19 protein-coding genes are annotated in these 19,363 nt (G+C 56.9%); 10 read left to right on the top strand and 9 right to left on the bottom strand.

The features are described from left to right. Window positions 1-71: 71 nt before the first annotated feature. From ACR0LY_RS03130 to ACR0LY_RS03140, 3 genes are all read right to left on the bottom strand, one after another. A complete protein-coding gene (locus ACR0LY_RS03130) occupies window positions 72-1,385 on the bottom strand; it encodes a branched-chain amino acid ABC transporter permease (protein WP_170348735.1) in 1,314 nt (437 codons plus the stop codon). After that, on the bottom strand, window positions 1,382-2,392 hold the full coding sequence (locus ACR0LY_RS03135; RefSeq protein ID WP_170348734.1) for a branched-chain amino acid ABC transporter permease: 1,011 nt from the start codon (window positions 2,390-2,392) through the stop codon (window positions 1,382-1,384). Before ACR0LY_RS03135 ends, ACR0LY_RS03130 begins: the two co-directional genes overlap by 4 nt. A 206-nt stretch (window positions 2,393-2,598) precedes the next feature. Then, window positions 2,599-2,976 (bottom strand): hypothetical protein, encoded by a 378-nt coding sequence (locus ACR0LY_RS03140; protein ID WP_170348733.1) that lies wholly within the window; start codon window positions 2,974-2,976, stop codon window positions 2,599-2,601. Window positions 2,977-3,398: 422 nt separating this feature from the next. Between ACR0LY_RS03140 and ACR0LY_RS03145 the strand changes: the two genes are divergently transcribed. Then, entirely contained in the window at window positions 3,399-3,752 is a 354-nt protein-coding gene (locus tag ACR0LY_RS03145; RefSeq protein ID WP_170348732.1) for a hypothetical protein, read from the top strand. A 177-nt stretch (window positions 3,753-3,929) separates the two neighbouring features. Here the strand turns inward: ACR0LY_RS03145 and ACR0LY_RS03150 are convergent, their stop codons facing one another. The 4 genes from ACR0LY_RS03150 to ACR0LY_RS03165 all read right to left on the bottom strand — a co-directional run bounded on the left by ACR0LY_RS03150 (window position 3,930) and on the right by ACR0LY_RS03165 (window position 7,303). Further along, window positions 3,930-4,391, bottom strand: coding sequence for a hypothetical protein (locus tag ACR0LY_RS03150; RefSeq protein WP_170348731.1), 462 nt, complete (start codon window positions 4,389-4,391; stop codon window positions 3,930-3,932). After that, window positions 4,388-5,230: an ABC transporter ATP-binding protein gene (locus ACR0LY_RS03155; RefSeq protein WP_170348730.1), complete on the bottom strand. Its 843-nt coding sequence runs from the start codon at window positions 5,228-5,230 to the stop codon at window positions 4,388-4,390. The genes ACR0LY_RS03150 and ACR0LY_RS03155 overlap by 4 nt, the downstream gene beginning before the upstream one ends. Beyond that, complete coding sequence (locus tag ACR0LY_RS03160; protein ID WP_170348729.1) at window positions 5,227-6,015, bottom strand: ABC transporter ATP-binding protein; 789 nt, start codon at window positions 6,013-6,015, stop codon at window positions 5,227-5,229. Before ACR0LY_RS03160 ends, ACR0LY_RS03155 begins: the two co-directional genes overlap by 4 nt. A gap of 106 nt (window positions 6,016-6,121) precedes the next feature. Further along, a complete protein-coding gene (locus ACR0LY_RS03165) occupies window positions 6,122-7,303 on the bottom strand; it encodes an ABC transporter substrate-binding protein (RefSeq protein WP_170348728.1) in 1,182 nt (393 codons plus the stop codon). Between the two features lie 166 nt (window positions 7,304-7,469). Here ACR0LY_RS03165 and ACR0LY_RS03170 point away from each other — a divergent pair, with 166 nt between their 5' ends. Further along, window positions 7,470-8,564 carry a PQQ-dependent sugar dehydrogenase gene (locus tag ACR0LY_RS03170; protein ID WP_170348727.1) on the top strand — a complete coding sequence of 365 codons (1,095 nt, stop codon included), beginning with the start codon at window positions 7,470-7,472 and terminating at the stop codon, window positions 8,562-8,564. 1 nt (window position 8,565) lies between these two features. Here the strand turns inward: ACR0LY_RS03170 and ACR0LY_RS03175 are convergent, their stop codons facing one another. Beyond that, window positions 8,566-9,570 (bottom strand): GlxA family transcriptional regulator, encoded by a 1,005-nt coding sequence (locus tag ACR0LY_RS03175; RefSeq protein ID WP_170348726.1) that lies wholly within the window; start codon window positions 9,568-9,570, stop codon window positions 8,566-8,568. Window positions 9,571-9,739: 169 nt separating this feature from the next. Between ACR0LY_RS03175 and ACR0LY_RS03180 the strand changes: the two genes are divergently transcribed. Continuing rightward, window positions 9,740-11,110, top strand: a complete 1,371-nt coding sequence (locus ACR0LY_RS03180) for a class II 3-deoxy-7-phosphoheptulonate synthase (protein WP_170348725.1) — start codon at window positions 9,740-9,742, stop codon at window positions 11,108-11,110. Window positions 11,111-11,162: 52 nt separating this feature from the next. On the opposite strand, the gene ACR0LY_RS03185 is transcribed toward ACR0LY_RS03180, so the two are convergent. Continuing rightward, entirely contained in the window at window positions 11,163-11,783 is a 621-nt protein-coding gene (locus tag ACR0LY_RS03185) for a PAS domain-containing protein (protein ID WP_170348724.1), read from the bottom strand. Window positions 11,784-12,068: 285 nt separating this feature from the next. On the opposite strand from ACR0LY_RS03185, the gene ACR0LY_RS03190 reads away from it, so the two are divergent. The 7 genes from ACR0LY_RS03190 to pstA all read left to right on the top strand — a co-directional run bounded on the left by ACR0LY_RS03190 (window position 12,069) and on the right by pstA (window position 19,358). After that, window positions 12,069-12,959, top strand: a complete 891-nt coding sequence (locus tag ACR0LY_RS03190; protein ID WP_170348723.1) for a YicC/YloC family endoribonuclease — start codon at window positions 12,069-12,071, stop codon at window positions 12,957-12,959. Window positions 12,960-12,976: 17 nt separating this feature from the next. After that, the gene (gmk, locus tag ACR0LY_RS03195) at window positions 12,977-13,618 is read left to right on the top strand and encodes a guanylate kinase (protein ID WP_170348722.1); all 642 of its coding nucleotides are present in this window, start codon (window positions 12,977-12,979) and stop codon (window positions 13,616-13,618) included. Then, window positions 13,615-14,139, top strand: coding sequence for a gamma carbonic anhydrase family protein (locus ACR0LY_RS03200; RefSeq protein ID WP_170348721.1), 525 nt, complete (start codon window positions 13,615-13,617; stop codon window positions 14,137-14,139). The genes gmk and ACR0LY_RS03200 overlap by 4 nt, the downstream gene beginning before the upstream one ends. Window positions 14,140-14,161: 22 nt before the next feature. After that, window positions 14,162-15,208, top strand: a complete 1,047-nt coding sequence (locus ACR0LY_RS03205; RefSeq protein WP_170348720.1) for a sensor histidine kinase — start codon at window positions 14,162-14,164, stop codon at window positions 15,206-15,208. 194 nt (window positions 15,209-15,402) lie between these two features. Then, entirely contained in the window at window positions 15,403-16,443 is a 1,041-nt protein-coding gene (locus tag ACR0LY_RS03210; RefSeq protein WP_170348719.1) for a substrate-binding domain-containing protein, read from the top strand. 84 nt (window positions 16,444-16,527) lie between these two features. Next, window positions 16,528-18,000, top strand: coding sequence for a phosphate ABC transporter permease subunit PstC (gene pstC, locus ACR0LY_RS03215; RefSeq protein ID WP_170348718.1), 1,473 nt, complete (start codon window positions 16,528-16,530; stop codon window positions 17,998-18,000). After that, the gene (gene pstA / locus ACR0LY_RS03220) at window positions 17,997-19,358 is read left to right on the top strand and encodes a phosphate ABC transporter permease PstA (protein WP_170348717.1); all 1,362 of its coding nucleotides are present in this window, start codon (window positions 17,997-17,999) and stop codon (window positions 19,356-19,358) included. The genes pstC and pstA overlap by 4 nt, the downstream gene beginning before the upstream one ends. Window positions 19,359-19,363 lie beyond the last annotated feature (5 nt).

Genomic DNA, 19,363 nt, shown 5'->3' on the forward strand with positions numbered 1-19,363 from the left:
AGGTTCGGTTCATGAATCAAGAAACCGCGCCGATTTTGAGGCGCGGTTCCGAATATTCCCCTGAAAGTGATCTATTTCTCGGGGATCAAGCCCCTTGGACTGAATCTGAGAACAATCAGTAGGATCAACCCCATGGTCAGCAGGCGCATATGCGCGGCGCTTTCGATCAGATGTGCCTTAAGCGCGCTGCCATCAGGCAATCCAGCGGTGATCAGGTTCATCAGCCACAGCCCGATAGGTTCGACCTGAACCCACAGGAACCAGATCACGAACGCGCCCAGTACCGCACCAAAATTGTTACCTGATCCACCGACGATCACCATTACCCAGACCAGGAATGTAAACCGCAATGGCTGATACGCGCTGGGGGTCAACTGGCCGTCCAGCGTTGTCATCATAGCACCTGCAATTCCGCAGATGGCCGAGCCCAGCACAAAGATCTGCAAATGGCGGCGGGTCACGTCCTTGCCCATCGCCTCGGCCGCGACCTCGTTGTCACGAATGGCGCGCATCATGCGGCCCCACGGGCTGTTCAGCGCCTTTTGCGCCATCCAGAGCAGGACCAGCAGAACGATCAGGAACAGAAACGAATAGCCCAGTTTAACCGCCAGCGTCGAAGCCGTGACTGTATCCAGCCCCAACCATTCGGCGCGAGCGACAAAGCCAGGGTCACTCTGCAGATCGACCTCGTACCCAACGACCGGCGCAGGGCGCGGGATGCCGTAGACGTTTTTGACGCCCCGGGCCAACCAGTCCTCGTTTTTCAAGATCGCGATGATGATCTCGGCAATCCCCAGCGTTGCAATCGCCAAATAGTCCGAGCGCAGGCCCAGAGCAGTTTTACCAATCAGCCACGCTGCACCAGCCGCCAGCAGTCCACCTGCGGGCCAGGCCAGCAGAACAGGCAGATTCAGACCGCCGAGGTTGCCCGCAACAGCCGGTTCAATGGCCTCGACCGCCGCGGTGTTGGGGTCGAGAACAGCGCGGTAAACAAAGAAGCCGATGATGAGAATGGCAATGATCGACAAAGTCCGAACCCGACCTTTGGGCATCTTCTGCGCCACCAGAACTGTGGCCACAACGGTTGCAGCGCCCAGCAGCAGGGCCAGTACAATACCGAAACCTCCGGCAGACCAGGCGCCAGGTGTTGTCGGGGTCGAGACCAGCACAACGGCAAGCCCGCCCAACGCAACAAAGCCCATGACCCCGACGTTGAACAAACCGGCGAAACCCCATTGCAGGTTCACCCCAAGCGCCATGATGGCCGAGATCAGTCCCATGTTCAGGATCAATATCGCGGCGTTCCAGCTTTGCGTGAATCCGGTCAGCAGGATCAGGCCACCAACAACAGCGAAAAGCAGCGTATTTTTGACAGGCTCGGTCATACCGCTTTCCCTTTAAACAGACCCGTAGGTTTGAACAGAAGCACGATCAGCAAAATGACAAAACTTACGGCGAATTTGTAATCGGTGGACAGGAATTGCACCAATCCCGACGGCTCCAGGTTTTCCGGGGCAAGATAGGTCAGCACCTTTTTCCAGGCGTAAGTGATCGTGACTTCGGAAAAGGCGATGATGAACCCGCCGGCAATGGCACCCACAGGGCTGCCTAACCCGCCGACGATGGCCGAGGCGAAAATCGGCAGAAGCAGCTGGAAATAAACGAAAGGTTTAAAGCTCTTGTCCAGCCCGTACAGGACCCCGGCCGTGGTCGCGAGCGCCGCCACGATGATCCATGTAATCATCACCACCCGCTCGGGGTTGATACCGGACAGCAGGGCGAGATCTTCGTTATCCGAATACGCACGCATCGATTTGCCAGTGCGGGTTTTGTTGAGGAACCAGAACAACAGCACAACGGCAACAACTGCAACGATGACGGTAATGCCCTGAGATGTCTTGATCGCCAGCCCCTCATTCAGCCCGGTCATGGCCTTGAATTCACGTGCGGAGATCACAAACCGCTGACCGTCCGAAAACCTCTGATCGTCCGGGCCGATGATGAACCGCACCAGACCGTTCATGATGAACATCACGCCCATCGACACAATAACCAGAATGACCGGCTTGGCCTTTTGCTCGCGATAAAATCGATAGACCATTCGGTCGGTGATCAGCACCAGAACGATACAGCCCAATATGGCAAAGGGCAGGGCCAAAAGGGCGGTCGGCAGCGGACCAAAACTGACCCCAACGGCCTGCAGCCCCCAGGTGACCAGAACGGCGATCATCGCGCCAAAGGCCATCGTGTCGCCATGGGCAAAGTTGGAAAACCGCAGGATACCGTAGATCAGCGTGACCCCCAGCGCCCCCAGTGCCAGCTGGCTGCCATAAGCAATTGCAGGCACCAACACAAAATTCGCAAGCGCGACAAGCGCGTTCAGTATGTCCATCTCACCTTCTCATTCCGCCGGGTGCGGCCTTATGGCATACCCGCGCGCAAAGACACAATATTTCAACGGTTATGGACGGTCGAATTCCGAAGAAAAACTGCATATGGGCAGCGTTCCTTTCGGGCAATCAAGGCGCGCCTGACAGGATCATGTCCGTCAGACGCGTCGCTGGTTCAGCTTTGCTGTTCTTGCGATAGTAAATGTGGTCAATTTTTGAGCGTACAGACCCCGCGTTCGTTGCGCTGTTGCCCGCCAGAGGCGCGAACTTCAAGGTGGCCGGTCTCTGATGCAACCGTGTATCCCACACTTCCGTTGCTTAGAATTTGTAGAAATTCCTGCGCGCCGAGGCCGGGGATCACAAGGACTTCATGCTCTTGACCCTCGGCCAGCAGCAAGCCCTTGGATTGCCCTTCGATCTGTTTCAGCACGACCTGGTGGGCTGGTTCAATTGGATTGCACCCACCGGGGTTGCAGGTTTCGGTAATCTGGCACTCGTAAACAAATTCACCTTGCGCGGGGGCTTGCGACACGGCCTGCGCGGTCGCAGGCAGAACGATGGCGGCAAGCGCAGCCAGATATTTCATAATATGTCTCCTGAAGGGGGCAATTGCCCGAAATATTTGAGAATCCAATCAGGATTCCCGCTGTTCGCGCGTTCGTGATTAGGGGCGGATCGTGGCGGAAATTGAGCCGAGACAGGGCGGAATTCTGAAGGGATTAATTTTAACAATTCTTAGGGGAGTGGGGTAACCATCCGGGAATAAACCGTTTTATTGGAGGTTGTTTATCCGACCAGTGGCGCAAAGCTGCAAACGCCATCTTCTCGCCACGATTGGTTGCATGAAAGCACGCGTTTTAACCGTGTCAAAGAGGCGTTGACACGCGAACACAGCCTTTCACCTGGGATCAACTGAAAGTGAGGACCGTCGTGCAGCCCGTTGAAGTTATTGATCTAAATGATGATCTTGCCCTGTGCTCGAGGGCGCTGACTAATGGGAGGTACATCATGAAAATCTGTGCAGTAGTGATATTGAGCGCGGCTTTGCCAGCAATGGCGCTAGCCGCAACAAGCGACCCTCTGGACGGGGCGGATTTCGTTGTTAATTGCGTATCGGACAATACTGGCGGCGCGGTGACATTGGCGAGGTCCGGAACCACGGATAAGGGATTTATCGTCACTGATGACATCCGCGGAGAGGCCACGATCATTGCCGGTCTGAACTCGCTGACCTTTCTGCACATCATGGACAAGGACGTCGTGACCTTTGTCGTGGATTTTGAGGATCTGAACTACGACATGTCGATTAAAGGACCGCATGCCGCGCAGGATTTCGGGTCGTGTGGTGATCCGATCGGGTGAATGAGGCTGAATGTATTGGTGGTGAAGGTAGTACTAATGAGAATAAGTCCTATTTACCCCACCTCAGCTATTTATCGTAAAGTTACCGAAGCAATTTCAATACGACCAAATTTGATTAGCCAATTTATACGACTGCAGAAACAAGGACGAAGTTGGAGAGCGCTACAAAGACGTCCATTAGTTGTTTTCTCCGCAGTGGCCATGAAGTACCGACACGTCGACCATCCAACCTCTGGTTTGTGTTGTGATAGTGACGTCAGTTGGTTGACTCTTGTCCAACTCGATCTGCATGATCGCCATTTCTCTGTCGTCGGTGCGGCGTGCGACAAGTCGGCCATTTTTCGAAAGTTCCGGTTCGAACTCAAAGCCAGCTAACGGAAATTTGGAGTCCTTATCTGGCCCGACGGCAAAAGTGTTCAGTTGGTTGCCGATAGAAGAAAGTTCCATAGTAAAGCCGCCTTCTAGACACTCGACGGCATCACAGTCGTTCGAGATGCAATGCGCACGAACTTCACACATTTTTACCTGACAGTAAGTTTGGGGAACGATTTCGGCATATCCTACACCAGTTGCACCGAACCCAGCGACAGTTAAGAAAAGAAAGTGTTTCAGTCCTCGCTGAGGAAACACAGCACTCATCCCCCCAAGAAGCTCTTGCGAACTTCGGGATCGGCCAGCAATTCTTTACCCGTGCCACTATACGCATTCCGCCCCTGCACCAGGACATATCCCTTGTCCGCAATCTCCAAAGCCTGACGGGCGTTCTGTTCCACCATCAGGATTGGCAGGCCGGTGCGTGAGACCTCAATGATCCGGTCGAACAGTTCATCCATCACGATGGGTGAGACACCGGCAGTGGGTTCGTCCAACATCAGCACCTTGGGCTGGGTCATCAGCGCTCGGCCCACGGCAACCTGCTGGCGTTGACCGCCCGACAGCTCTCCGGCCGCCTGGTTGCGTTTGTCGCGCAGGATCGGGAAGAGGTCATAGACCTGCTCCATCGTCTGACTGATATCGTCGCGCCGGATGAAGGCACCCATTTCTAGGTTTTCCTCGACCGTCATGGACGTGAAGATATTCGAGGTCTGCGGCACAAAGCCCATCCCCCTGATCACCCGATCCTGTGGCGACAGTTTGGTGATGTCCTCGCCATCCAGCCGCACCGACCCGGCACGGACATCCAGCATTCCGAACACGGCCTTCATCGCGGTGGACTTACCGGCACCGTTGGGACCAACGATGACGGCGATTTCACCCTTATCCACGGCGATGGTACAGTCGTGCAGAATGTCGGGACCCTTGCCGTAGCCACCGGTCATGGTATCTCCGATCAGGAAGGGGCCGCCGCTGACCTTGTAGGTTTCTCCGCTGGTTGGATGCGCGGGGGTCATTGTGCCAATGCCCTTGGTATTGGCAATTGTTGCGTCCTTGTTGCCGTGATCGTCCTGATAGGGGTTGTCGCTTGCGCCCGCAGTCATGTCTGGGCCTCCAGCTTGTCTTTGTTCTTCAGGCCGGTGCCCAGATAAGCCTCGATCACGTGTTCGTTGGCCTTGATCTCGTCCAGAGTGCCCTCGGCCAGCACTTTGCCCTCGGCCATGCAGATCACCGGGTCGCAAATTTTGCCGATGAAATCCATGTCATGCTCGATGACGACAAAGGTATAGCCGCGCTCCTTGTTCAGACGCAGAATGGTGTCGGCTATGGTCATCAGCAAGGTGCGGTTCACACCCGCGCCAACCTCGTCCAGAAACACGATCTTGGCGTCGACCATCATGGTGCGACCAAGTTCCAGCAGTTTCTTTTGCCCGCCCGAAACCTGACCTGCCTTGTGGTCGGCCAGGTGTTCGATGGTCAGGAACTCCAACACCTCGTCCGCCTTGGCGCGCAGGGCGCGTTCCTCGTCGGCGATGCGTTTGCGGCCAAACCAAGTGTTCCACAGTGATTCACCCGATTGCGCGCCGGGCACCATCATCAGGTTCTCGCGGCAACTCATTGACGAAAACTCATGCGCGATCTGGAACGTGCGCAGCAGCCCTTTGTGAAACAGCTTATGCGGAGGCAGGCCAGTGATATCTTCGCCATCCATGAAAACCTTGCCGCTGGTCGGCGGCAACACACCCGCGATCACGTTGAACAGGGTTGTCTTGCCCGCACCGTTCGGTCCGATCAGGCCGGTGATCGAGCCCTTTTGGATTTCCAGCGAAGCACCGTCCACCGCGTGGAACCCGCTAAAATGCTTATGCACGTCCTCAACGACGATCATGGTTTTCCCTTGCCTTTTCCCCGAAAACAGAGGTGCAGCCTTTTGTCACTGAAACAGCCCGGACACAAGGCCCGGGCTGTTCGGTTTTGCTCTGTCAGATGAGGATTTAACGGTAGTTAACCGTCTTCATCTCACCATCGATGACTTCGATTTCGCGGTATGCACCGGCGCTTTCGCCGGGGCCGATCAGCTCAACGCCCGAGGCGCCGACATAGTCGATGTCTTGGCCCGCTGCGAGGAGCTCCAGACCCTTGGCCAGCTCACCCGGATAGATCTTTTCACCCGGTTCGTTGGCAACATCCATGATCTTGCCGCCATAGTCCGCCGGGTTGCTGGAACCCGCCGCCTGCATGGCCAGCAGGAACAGCGCCGCTGCGTCATAGGACTCGGGCACGAAGATGGACGAGCCGTCAAAACCCTCGGCTTCGGCCATGGCAAAGAACGAATCCGCAGCTTCGCTTTTCGATCCTGGGGCCTGACCATACGAGCCGTTCAGATCCGGACCGACGTTTTCAGGCAGCGAGTCACCGATCATGCCACCCGGCAGACCAAAGGTGTCAAATGCGCCGCTGTCCAGCGAGGACTGAATGATGCCCAGACCGCCCTGATCCAGATAGCCCGCAACGACCAGAATGTCGCCACCTGCCGATGCCAGCGCGCCGACTTCGGCCGAATAGTCGGCTTTGCCGTCTTCGTGCGCGGCAACGATGGTTACCTCACCGCCCAGCGCCTCGAACGAGGATTTGATCGCCTCGGACAGGCCCTTGCCGTAGTCGTTGTTGGTATAGGTCAGAGCGATCGAGTTGACGCCGCGCTCTTTCAGGATGTCGGCCATGATTTCGCCTTCGCGCGCATCCGATGGGGACGTGCGGAAGAACAGGCCGTTATCTTCCATAACTGACAGGCCCGGAGAGGTGGCCGAAGGTGAGATCATGACCATACCGTTCGGCACGGCGACGTTTTGCAGAATGGCACCGGTTACGCCCGAACAGTCTCCGCCAACAAGGCCGTTGATGCCTTCGGCAACCAGACGTTCCGCATTAGCGGTGGCCAGAGCATTGTCAGCGCAGCCCGTATCAGCACGTACGGGCGTTACGGTGGACCCGTCCAGCAGTTTGCCGGATTCCGAAACCTCTTTCATCGCCAGCTCAGCGCCGGACGCCATTGCTGGCGAAAGCGATTCAATCGGGCCGGTGAAACCGAACATAATGCCCAGTTTAACGTCTTCGGCCATGGCGGTGCCGGCCAACAGTGCGGTTGCTGCGGTTGCAGTAAGCAGCTTTTTCATGTGGTTACTCCCAAATTGGAACGTGTTCGTTCTGGGCACGACCCTAGGCAAGCTGTTCGGAAAAGAAAAGTCCTCACGCAATTGTGTGGTTGCCACCTGAAGTTCTGATTGTTTTGTTGGGTTTGTCCCGTTTCTGGCGGCTGGCATGCTGCAGGTGGAGAGCTGAATGTTGAGAGTTTTCACGATTCTGTTTCTTGTCTTTAAGGCGGCGCTGCTCAGTGCCGACGTACTGCAAACTTCTTCCGGCCCTGTGCGAGTGACGCCGATGGTCGAAGGATTGGATGCCCCGTGGGCAATTGGTATTTTGCCGAACCAGGGGGTTTTGATCACCGAACGGGATGGCAAACTGCTTTATGTTGCGGATGGGAAAGCCAAATCCGTCAAAGGTGTGCCCGACGTTTTGGCCAAAGGGCAGGGCGGTTTGTTGGACGTGACGGTCGCCCGTGATTTTAGCCAAACACGCGAGATATTCCTTACCTTTTCCAAACCACAGCGCGGCGGCGCCGGAACGGCCCTTGCGGTGGCCCGATTGTCTGAAGGCGGTGATCGGCTGACCAACCTGCGTGTGATCTTCGAGGCTGTCCCGGGTGGTTCATCAGGGCGTCACTACGGTTCCCGCGTGGTGGAAGCTAAGGACGGAACTTTGTTCGTCACAATCGGCGACAGGGGGGAACGCCCCAAGGCGCAAGACAGGTCCAATCATAATGGCACGGTGATCCGCGTGAACCGTGACGGATCGGTTCCCGGTGACAATCCCTTTGTTCAGGCAAGCGGTGTGCGGCCTGAGATCTGGTCCTATGGCCATCGCAATCCGCAAGGGGCCGGTTTGGACGCAAGGGGCCGCCTTTGGATATCGGAACACGGGGCAAAAGGTGGGGATGAGGTCAATCTGGTTCAGCCAGGGTCGAACTACGGTTGGCCAGTCATCTCCTATGGCGTGCATTATTCCGGCGACAAAATAGGAGAAGGCACCGCGAAGCCGGGTATGGAACAACCAGAGCATTATTGGGACCCTTCCATCGCCCCTTCGGGTCTGATGGTTTATTCCGGCAAGCATTGGTCGGACTGGAAAGGGGATATCTTCGTTGGGTCGCTCAAATTCGACTATATCGCGCGGCTGGCGGGATCGCCGCTGCGCGAGGTTGAACAGATCAAGGGCCCTGAAACGAATCGGGTGCGCGACATAGTCGAGGCCCCTGACGGGTCAATCTGGTTCATTTCCGTGGGTGAAGGGGCCGTCTATCGTATGACCCCTGAGTAACTTACACCGACAACCGGTCGCCCTGCGCTCCACGCTCGCGATAAGGCGTGGTATTGTAATGCGCCCGGTAGCATTTTGAGAAATGGCTGGGCGAGGCAAACCCGCAGGCCAGCGCCACATTGATCACACTCATATCGGTTTGCATCAACAAGTTGCGCGCTTTGTGCAGGCGCAGCTCCATGTAATACCGTTTAGGCGAACGGCTCAGGTAGCGGCGGAACAGACGTTCCAACTGCCGCGTCGACATGCCGACATCCTTGGCCAGAATCGAGGGTGAGATCGGTTCCTCGATGTTCTTTTCCATCATCAGGATGACCTGGCTCAGTTTCGGGTGGCGCACGCCAATCCGAGTTGGTGTCGATAGACGCTGGGTGTCTTGGTCGGTGCGGATCGAGGAATAGATCATCTGATCCGCAACGGCATTCGCCAAATCCTCGCCGAAGTCGTCAGCAATGATTTTAAGCAGCAGGTCGATGGAAGACGTGCCACCTGCAGTCGTCATCCGGTTGCCGTCGACGATAAAGACGGACTTGGTCAGTTCAACCTCGTCGAATTCCTCGACAAAGCTGTCGGAGTTTTCCCAGTGAATGGTTGCGCGTTTGCCATCCAACAGCCCGGCCTTGGCCAAAGTATATGCCGCTGTACATAGGCCACCGATGCGCAAGCCGCGCCTTGCCTCGCGGCGCACCCAGTTCAACACCTTCTTGGTGGTCGCCGCCTGAACGTCGACCCCACCGCAGATCATGACAACATCGTCGCGCTGCAGCTCAACCAGGTCTGAATCCAGCGCAAAGGTAGTTCCGGCCGAACAGCTGACTGTTTCGCCACCTTCACCCATCAATGTCCACGTATACAGCGTTTTGTCCGCCATACGGTTGGCTATACGCAGGCTGTCCAGTGCCGAAGCAAACGACAGCAGAGAAAATTTGTCCAAAAGGACAAATACGAAATTGCGGGAGTTGGCCGCAGTGTCTTCCACCGTGACAACTTGGCGTTGCTCTTGCATGGCGAGGTGTCCTTGATTCGGCGCCCGGCGACTTTTTGTCCGACGTCAGATTTGGCAGCCACCTTGATCAAAGCTTGTTTGCTGCGTCAAGAGGGCCAAATCGTATATGGTCAGTCTTCAATGCATTTTGTATAGAAGCAACCTGAATACTTCAGCGGAGATCAAAGCTATGACTGAATGGCAAAAAACGAACTGGCGCAACAAGCCCCGGGTTCAAATGCCAGACTATACCGACGCGGCCGCGCTGGCCAAGGTCGAGGCGCAGCTTTCACAGTATCCCCCGCTGGTCTTTGCGGGCGAAGCACGGCGTCTAAAGCAACATTTGGGTGCCGCCGGTCGCGGCGAGGCCTTCCTGCTACAGGGCGGGGATTGTGCAGAAAGCTTTGAACAATTCAGCGCGGATGCGATCCGTGATACGTTCAAGGTGATGCTGCAGATGGCAATGGTTCTGACCTATGGCGCCAAGGTGCCGGTGGTTAAAGTGGGCCGCATGGCCGGCCAATTCGCCAAACCGCGCAGCGCCCCGACCGAGGTGGTGGATGGCGTTGAGCTGCCCAGCTACCGTGGTGACATCATCAACGAACTGGCCTTCACACCCGAAGCACGGATTCCGAATCCGGGTAAGATGCTGCAGGCCTACACTCAGGCGGCTGCGACCCTGAACCTTTTGCGCGCTTTCTCGACCGGTGGTTTCGCCGATATGAGCATGGTGCATTCCTGGACTTTGGGCTTCACCGATGTACAGGACGTGCAGAAATACTCGGAAATCGCCGACCGTATTCAGGACACTATCGACTTCATGGGCGCGGCGGGGATCACGGCGGACACCACGCATGAGTTCTCGACCGTTGAGTTCTACACCAGCCATGAAAGCCTGCTGCTGGAATATGAAGAGGCGCTGACCCGTCTTGATTCCACCTCTGGCAACTGGCTGGCCGGTTCGGGCCATATGATCTGGATCGGTGACCGCACCCGTCAGCCGGACGGGGCGCATGTAGAATTCTGCCGCGGCGTCCTGAACCCGATTGGTCTGAAATGTGGTCCCTCGACCACGGCAGAAGACCTCAAGGTTCTGATGTCCAAGTTGAACCCGGAAAACGAGGAAGGTCGCTTGACCCTGATCGCGCGCTTTGGTGCGGGCAAGGCGGGTGAGCATCTGCCGCGTCTGGTCAAGGCCGTCAAGGAAGAGGGCGCCAAGGTCACATGGGTCTGCGACCCGATGCACGGCAACACGATCAAATCGGCGACGGGCTACAAAACCCGTCCGTTTGATTCAGTCCTGCGCGAGGTGCGCGACTTCTTTGGTGTGCATCAGGCCGAAGGCACCATCCCTGGGGGCGTGCATTTTGAGATGACCGGTTTGGACGTGACCGAATGCACCGGTGGGGTGCGTGCCGTGACCGAGGAGGACCTCTCGGATCGTTACCACACTGCGTGCGACCCGCGACTGAACGCAACGCAATCGCTGGAACTGGCCTTTTTGGTTGCGGAAGAACTGACCAACCTGCGCCGCGATCGCAACAAACGTGAAGCCAGCTAAGACTTGCTGTCTTTAAGGTTAAAAGGCGGGCTGCACTGGCCCGCCTTTTTTGTCAGTCGTCCCGTGACGCAACCAGTCGTAGATGTGATCCGGGTTTCTTGAATTCTGCTTGCTCTTCCGCAAACCCGGCCGAGATTTGCTGCGCCGGTTGTTGCGGTGCCTGAACGTCTGAAACAGCCCGCACTCTGGTGTCGGGGATTGAGAAACGGCGAGGCGTCGCGCCAATTGCACCGTCGGACATCATGACACCCAACACGCGGCTGACATCGCCAAGATCGCTTTTCAGGGGCAACAGGATCATACGTGCCTGCAACTGGCTGCGGCCCAGTTTACCGGCGGCGACCAATCCAAGCTCGGCAATTGCCGGCTGGGCAAAGACCTGCTCTAATACGTCCGATATCTGGCCACGAGCGCTGGGTTCGAAAAACGCGGTTAACGGCATGCCGCGCACTTCCATGCCTGCCAGCTGTGTTAGATGGCTTCCAGCCAGGCGAAACCGGGCCAGACCGGGCGCGATACGTTCCAGAATGAAAGTGTATTCCAGAACGTTCTCAAGCCCGCGCGGATCGATCTGCGCACGTTTGGGGACACCGTCGCCGGTTAACAGCGCGGTCCAGTATGCCTCGACCTGTCGGATGGGCGAGAGGCTGCGCCCGCTGTCAAAACGATCCATTGCGACGATCTTTCCAGAGTTCGATCTGAACCTGTTACCGAAAAACGTTTTCATTTACATCACCCTAGTGTCAATCGCCCGTCATTTATCTAAAATTCCAGATATCGGGACCCTTCAGGTCCGATCATCCCTGACCAAAGCCAAATTGACACGAGTTGAGTCAATTTTGGAGGAATTCTTTAACGAATGGTTAACTTCTAGACGAAGGCCGAAAACCAGCAAACTCTTGCCCTGCGCCCGCCGATGGCATTAGGTGCGACAACCGAGCAGACAAGGACAGCCAACATGATCAGATCCATGACCGGATTCGCCGCAGGCAAAGGGGCGTATGGACCGCATAGCTGGACGTGGGACCTGCGCAGCGTGAACGGCAAGGGTCTGGACATACGGTTGCGCATGCCCGAGTGGCTGACCGGGCTTGAAACTGCCTTGCGCGGCCAGCTGTCCAAATCACTGAGCCGGGGAAATGTCACCTTGTCCTTACGGTTAAGCCGCGAAGAAACTGCCCCTGATCTGGTTCTGAATGAAGACGCCATGGGCGCGGCACTTGCTGCGCTGGCCCGTACGCAGGAAATGGCGGCAGAAAGCGGCGTCGCGCTGGCACCTTCGACCGCGGCGGACCTGATAGGGCTGAGAGGAATGTTGGAGGCTGGCAGTGAAGTGGACGACCCCGCGCCTCTGGTCAAGGATTTGACGAACGAATTTGCCGACCTGTTGGCAGCTTTCGTCGGCATGCGCCAGACAGAAGGCAAGGCTCTGGCAGACATTCTGGACGGGCAGCTTGCTCAGGTCGCCGACTTAACGGCGCAAGCGGCCGAGCTTGCAGAACAACGCAAGGACAAGACCGCCGAGGCATTGCGCGAAAATCTGGCCCGTGTGCTGGACAATGCGCAAGGGGCTGACCCGGACCGGGTCGCGCAGGAATTGGCGCTGATCGCGGTCAAATCCGATATCACCGAAGAAATTGACCGCCTGAAAACGCATGTGAACGCCGCACGCGATCTGCTGTCGCAGGATGGGGCCGTGGGGCGCAAGCTGGATTTCCTGATGCAGGAGTTTAATCGTGAGGCCAACACGCTGTGTTCAAAGGCGCAAAGCGCCGAGCTGACCTCGGTTGGGCTTGAGCTGAAGGCGGTAATAGATCAGATGCGCGAGCAGGTGCAAAATGTTGAATAACGATGGGAACAACTGACATGGCAGATCGCCGCGGCCTACTTATCATCCTGTCTTCGCCTTCCGGGGCGGGGAAATCCACTTTGGCCCGCAGGCTTATGGCTTGGGATGAAGGTCTGGAGTTCTCGGTGTCGGCCACAACCCGCGCACCTCGTCCGGGCGAAGAACACGGACGGGAATATTACTTTCTGTCAGAGGATGAATTCAGACAGCAGGTTGCCAAGGGTCAGATGCTGGAACATGCGCACGTGTTTGGGAATTTCTATGGCTCTCCGGCAGGCCCGGTGCAGGACTCGATAAATGCGGGCCGCGATGTTCTTTTTGACGTGGATTGGCAGGGTGAGGTTCAGATCCGCAATTCGGATCTGGGTAAGCACGCATTGTCGATTTTCATCCTGCCACCCTCGATCCCCGAATTGCGCCGCCGCCTGGAAACCCGCGGGCAGGACAGCGAGGACGTGATCGCCAAGCGGATGCTCAAAAGCTGGGATGAAATCAGCCACTGGGGCTATTACGACTATGTGCTGGTCAACGATGACCTGGATACAACCGAGGAAAAGCTGAAAACCATCGTCAGCGCAGAGCGTATGCGCCGTATCCAACAACCAAGACTGCAAGACCACGTACGTACCTTACAGAACGAATTTGAAGGTTTGTCATGACCATCTATGCCTTGGGCGAACACGCACCACAGATCCACGACGATACTTGGGTTGCACCCGATGCCAACTTGATTGGCAAAGTAGTGCTGGAAGAAGGGGCCTCGGTTTGGTTCGGCTGCACCATCCGCGCTGATCATGAAGAGATTCGCGTGGGCGAAGGCAGCAATGTGCAGGAAGATTGCATCATGCATATCGACGCCGGTTATCCTCTGACCATCGGTAAGAATTGTACCATCGGCCACAAGGTGATGCTGCATGGGTGTACGATCGGGGAAAACACGCTGATCGGCATGGGAGCCATCGTGTTGAACGGGGCAAAGATTGGTAAGAATTGTCTGATCGGGGCAGGGGCCTTGATCACTGAAGGCAAGGAAATCCCCGACAACTCGCTGGTCATGGGAACGCCGGGCAAGGTCGTGCGGGAACTGGACGAAGCCGCGGCGCAGAAAATCAACCTCAGCGCGTTACATTATCAACAGAATATGCGCCGGTTCCGTGACGAGATGAAGCCTGTGTCCTAACTTGCCGGGAAGGGTCTGAAGAATGTCAGACGACCTGCTTGCCGAATTTGTCTCGGCCATTCCGATGCCGGCTTTGATGGTCGACCAGACCGAACGGATCATTGCCGCCAATGACGATGCCAAAACCCTGCTGACGCAGAATATCGTCGGTCGGCATTTCGCGACGATTTTGCGGCAACCTGGGGTGATTGACGCAATTGAACAGTGCCTGCATACCAATGGTCCGGCAAAGGCGCGCCACCTGTCCAATGACGGAGCGCAGGACACCACGTTCGAGGTCGAATGCCGTTATCTGAACGGTGTAGGGGCGGTGTCCGGCGGTGCCATGCTGGCGACTTTCCAAGATGTCTCGCATGTCGAGCAGGCCAGCCAGATGCGGCGGGATTTCGTGGCGAATGTCAGTCATGAGTTGCGCACACCGCTGACAGCGTTGATGGGCTTCATCGAAACGTTGCGTGGTTCGGCGCGTGATGACGCCACCGCGCGCGCGCGGTTTCTTGAGATCATGGCCGACGAAGCCAATCGTATGAACCGATTGGTGGGGGATCTGCTGTCACTGAACCGTGTCGAAGGCGAAGAACGTGTGCGGCCCAAAGATCAGCTTGAATTGACGGGGCTGTTGCAATCAACGCTGAACTCACTGCGCCCGCTGGCCGAGAGTGCCAACGTCAAGGTGAGCTTGAACGCGCCAGAAGGGCCTGTCTCGCTGATCGGGGATGGCGACCAGCTGCGTCAGGTCTTCACCAACCTGATCGAGAACGCCATCAAATACGGTGGCAGTGGTGGCAGCGTCGACATTCGGGTGGAATCATCCGAACGCGATTCCGTCATGCGTGGCCCGGCTGTCAGGGTATTGGTCAGTGACAAGGGGCCCGGCATTGACGCGATACACCTGCCCCGCCTAACCGAGCGATTCTACCGCGCCGACAGCCACAGATCGCGACAACTGGGCGGAACTGGGCTGGGCCTTGCGATTGTAAAACACATAATCAACCGCCATCGCGGGCGTTTGCGGATGCAAAGTGAAGTTGGAAAGGGTTCAACCTTTACCGTAATATTGCCGCGATAGCAAAAGCTTGCCAGCCGTGGTCTGCCTGCCATGTAAAAAGCGCATTGCAGCTTTGCGTTCCAACGGCCTGTTTTCATGCGATCTGTCATAAAGCTGTTACATACCTGTCACAAAAGGCTTACGCGCGACTTTTAGACGTTGGCGCAAGATCATCATGGGGATGATCACAAACTGATATGATCAAGGAGACTGGAATGTCCTTTGTAAAACTGTCGGCTTCGGCGCTTGCTATCGCTGCCGTATCGGCCACCGCTGCTGCTGCGCGTGACCAGGTTCAGGTTGCGGGTTCTTCGACCGTGCTGCCCTATGCTTCGATCGTTGCAGAAGCCTTCGGTGAAAACTTTGACTTCCCGACACCAGTAGTCGAGTCGGGTGGTTCGTCTGCGGGCCTCAAGCGGTTCTGCGAAGGTGTTGGCGAAAACACCATCGACGTGGCAAACGCATCGCGCGCGATCCGTGAAAAAGAGATCAAAGCCTGTGCCGAAAACGGTGTGACCGACATCATCGAAGTGCAGATCGGTTATGATGGCATCGTGTTCGCCTCGGACATTAACGGCAACACGTTCGAGTTCACGCCGGAAGATTGGTACAAAGCCCTGTCCGCGCAGATCGTTGTGGACGGCGAGCTGGTCGACAACCCGAACAAAACCTGGGCCGACGTGAACCCGGATTTCCCGGCGCAACCCATCGCAGCCTTCATCCCGGGCACCAAGCACGGCACTCGTGAAGTGTTCGAAGATAAGGTGATCCTGGCCGGTTGTGAGCATCTGGGCGACTTTGACGTCTACAAAGCGGCCAACGGCGACGACAAAAAGGCGGCTGAGAAAGCCTGTATCGCTCTGCGCACCGACGGCGTTTCGGTCGACATCGACGGCGACTATACCGAGACCCTGGCGCGCATCGATAGCAATAAGGACGGCATCGGCGTCTTTGGTCTGGCGTTCTACGAAAACAACACTGACAAGCTGCAGGTTGCGACCATGTCAGACGTTGTTCCGTCGACCGAATCCATCGCATCGGGCGAATACCCGGTGTCGCGCCCGCTGTTCTTCTACGTGAAGAAAGCGCATATCGGCGTGGTTCCCGGCCTGAAAGAATATGCTGAGTTCTTTGTCGCGGATGAGATTGCAGGCCCCGATGGCCCGCTGGCCGAGTACGGCCTGGTCTCTGACCCGGAGCTGGGCAAGGTTCAGGAAACTGTTGCAAACGAAGCCGTTCTGGGCGGTGGTTCCTAATCCATATCGAAAACCGAACCGGGGCGTTTTCTTCACGCCCCGGTTCTTTTTGACTCCACTCACTGCCATCCTCACGGAGTTCTCATGGCGTTATCCTGGCTGTTGCTAATCCTGCTTGCGCTGGCAGTGATCGGATATTTCACGGGCCGTTCCCGAGCCCTGGCTAGCGCGGGGGGTAACGCCCGCGAACTGCATTCGTTGCCGTCTTATTACGGCTACAATGTTGCCTTTACGGCGCTTGTGCCGGCCTTGGGCGTACTGATCATCTGGCTTTTGGTGCAGCCAATGATCATCGACAACGCAATATCCGGTTTGATCCCTGACAACGCGATCGCCGAAGGGTCGGATCGCGGCCTTGTTATGAGCGAGGTGCGCCGCGTGGCTGACGGCCTGAACGGTGCTGTTGCCGCTGGCACGATGACCGAGGCACAAGCGCAGAACGCGAATGCGGATATTGATACACTGACCGCGGCCCTGAAGGACGCGGGCCAGGTTCTGACGCAAGATATCACCCAGCCAATCTTGATGGCCGCTCAGAAATACCGCAGCATGACCAGCAGCGGGTCTGTGGCGATGCAGGTCGTAGTGCTGGCGCTGGCCTTGTTGGGTGCGGCCTTTGCTTATGTTCGCACGAATAAGGAATTCCGCGCGCGCAACGTGGTCGAGCAAGGTGTTCTGGCCTTGCTGCTACTGGCTGCGTCGATTGCTATTCTGACCACCGTAGGCATCGTCTTGTCGATGTTCTTCGAGACGCTGAACTTCTTCCAACTACACTCGTGGAAAGACTTTTTCTTCGGCAGCACCTGGGCCCCGAATTTCCGCGGTGGGAGTGAGTTGTCGATCCTGCCGCTTTTGTGGGGTACGCTCTATATCTCGGTGATTGCGCTGTTGGTGGCGGTGCCGATTGGCCTGTTTGCGGCTGTGTATCTGTCAGAATACGCCTCGACCGTGACGCGGTCGGTCGCGAAACCTTTGCTGGAAATCCTCGCGGGTATTCCAACTATCGTTTACGGCCTGTTTGCCTTGCTGACCGTGGGGCCTGCGCTGGTGTCCCTGTTCGGAAATGGCGGCGCGTTGGGGCTGGGGTGGATGGCAAGTTCCAATGCCGTTCTGACCGCTGGTTTGGTGATGGGCATCATGCTGATCCCGTTTGTCTCATCGCTGTCTGATGACATCATCAACGCGGTGCCACAGTCGATCCGGGATGGCTCGCTTGGACTGGGCGCGACGAAATCTGAAACCGTGCGTCAGGTGGTTCTGCCCGCCGCGCTGCCGGGGATCGTGGGCGCGATCCTGTTGGCCGCCAGCCGCGCCATTGGTGAGACGATGATCGTGGTGATGGCCGCCGGTGCAATCGCCAAATTCTCGGGCAACCCGTTCGAGGCAATGACCACCATTACAACCCGGATCGTCAGCCAGCTGACCGGCGACACCGACTTTGCCAGCCCCGAGACTCTGGTGGCCTTCGCACTGGGTCTGACACTGTTCATCATTACGCTGGGGCTGAACATCTTTGCCCTCTACATCGTACGCAAATACCGGGAGCAGTACGAATGACCGATATTTCCCAAACACCTGGCGCTGCTCCTGCGGCGAAACCCAAGGGCGGTTCGCTGTTTGAAAAGGACGCGCGCACCAAGCGGCGCAATGCGGCTGAAAGTCGGTTCAAGATGTACGGTGTCGCCGCAATCGGTATCGGGTTGCTGATGCTGGTCGTGTTGGTCACGAATATTGTGACCGCTGGGACAGGGGCCTTCCAGCAGACCTATCTTGAACTGAATGTCGAGCTAAAGGCCGACAAGCTTGATAAGAAGGGCAACCGCAATATTGAGGACATCAAGAAGGTTTCGACCTTCGGTTACGCGCCCCTTATTGCATCGGCTCTGGAAGCCGAAGTTCAAGAGCTGGGCATTCAGACCGATCTGAAACCCAAGGCAATGGGTAAAATCCTGTCCAAGGCAGCGCAAGCCGAGCTGCGCAATTACGTCATCGCCAACCCAGATGAGATCGGCAAAACGGTCAGCTTCCGCTTTTTGACCAACAGCCGCGTCGATGGCTATTTGAAGGGCCGCGTCACACGTGAGTCGATTGCCAACGATAAGAGCATCACGGTCGAACAACTTGATTTCGTTGACCAGTTGCGGGATGCGGGCGTGCTGTACAAAGCCTTCAACCCTGATTTCATCTTTGGCTCGGACGCATCTGATCAGCGGCCCGAGGCTGCGGGGATTGGTGTATCCATGCTGGGCTCGCTGTTCATGATGTTCGTGGTGCTGGCTCTGGCGCTGCCGATCGGCGTCGCTGCCTCAATCTACCTTGAGGAATTCGCGCCGCAGAACCGATTGACGGATATCATCGAGGTCAACATTTCGAACCTGGCCGCCGTTCCGTCAATCGTATTCGGTATTCTGGGTCTGGCCGTGTTCATCAACTATATGCACCTGCCGACATCCGCTCCGCTGGTGGGTGGTCTGGTGCTGACGCTGATGACTTTACCAACAATTATCATATCGACCCGCGCGTCGTTGAAGGCGGTTCCGCCATCGATCCGTGATGCAGCGTTGGGGGTAGGGGCCTCGAAAATGCAGGCGGTGTTCCATCACGTTCTGCCTCTGGCCGCGCCCGGCATCTTGACTGGCACGATCATCGGCCTGGCGCAGGCGCTGGGGGAAACTGCACCGCTGCTGCTGATCGGAATGGTAGGCTTTATTGCCTCGAACCCGCCGGATGGCATCGTCGCTGGCTTCCTGTCGCCAAACTCGGCCATGCCGGCGCAGATCTATGAATGGTCCAAGCGCGCCGACCCGGCCTTTTATGAACGCGCATGGGGGGGCATTATCATTCTGTTGATCTTCCTTGTGACAATGAACACCATCGCGGTACTTCTGCGCCGCCGCTTTGAACGCCGCTGGTAAAAGGG

Source organism: Ruegeria sp. BC5 (assembly GCF_056539205.1).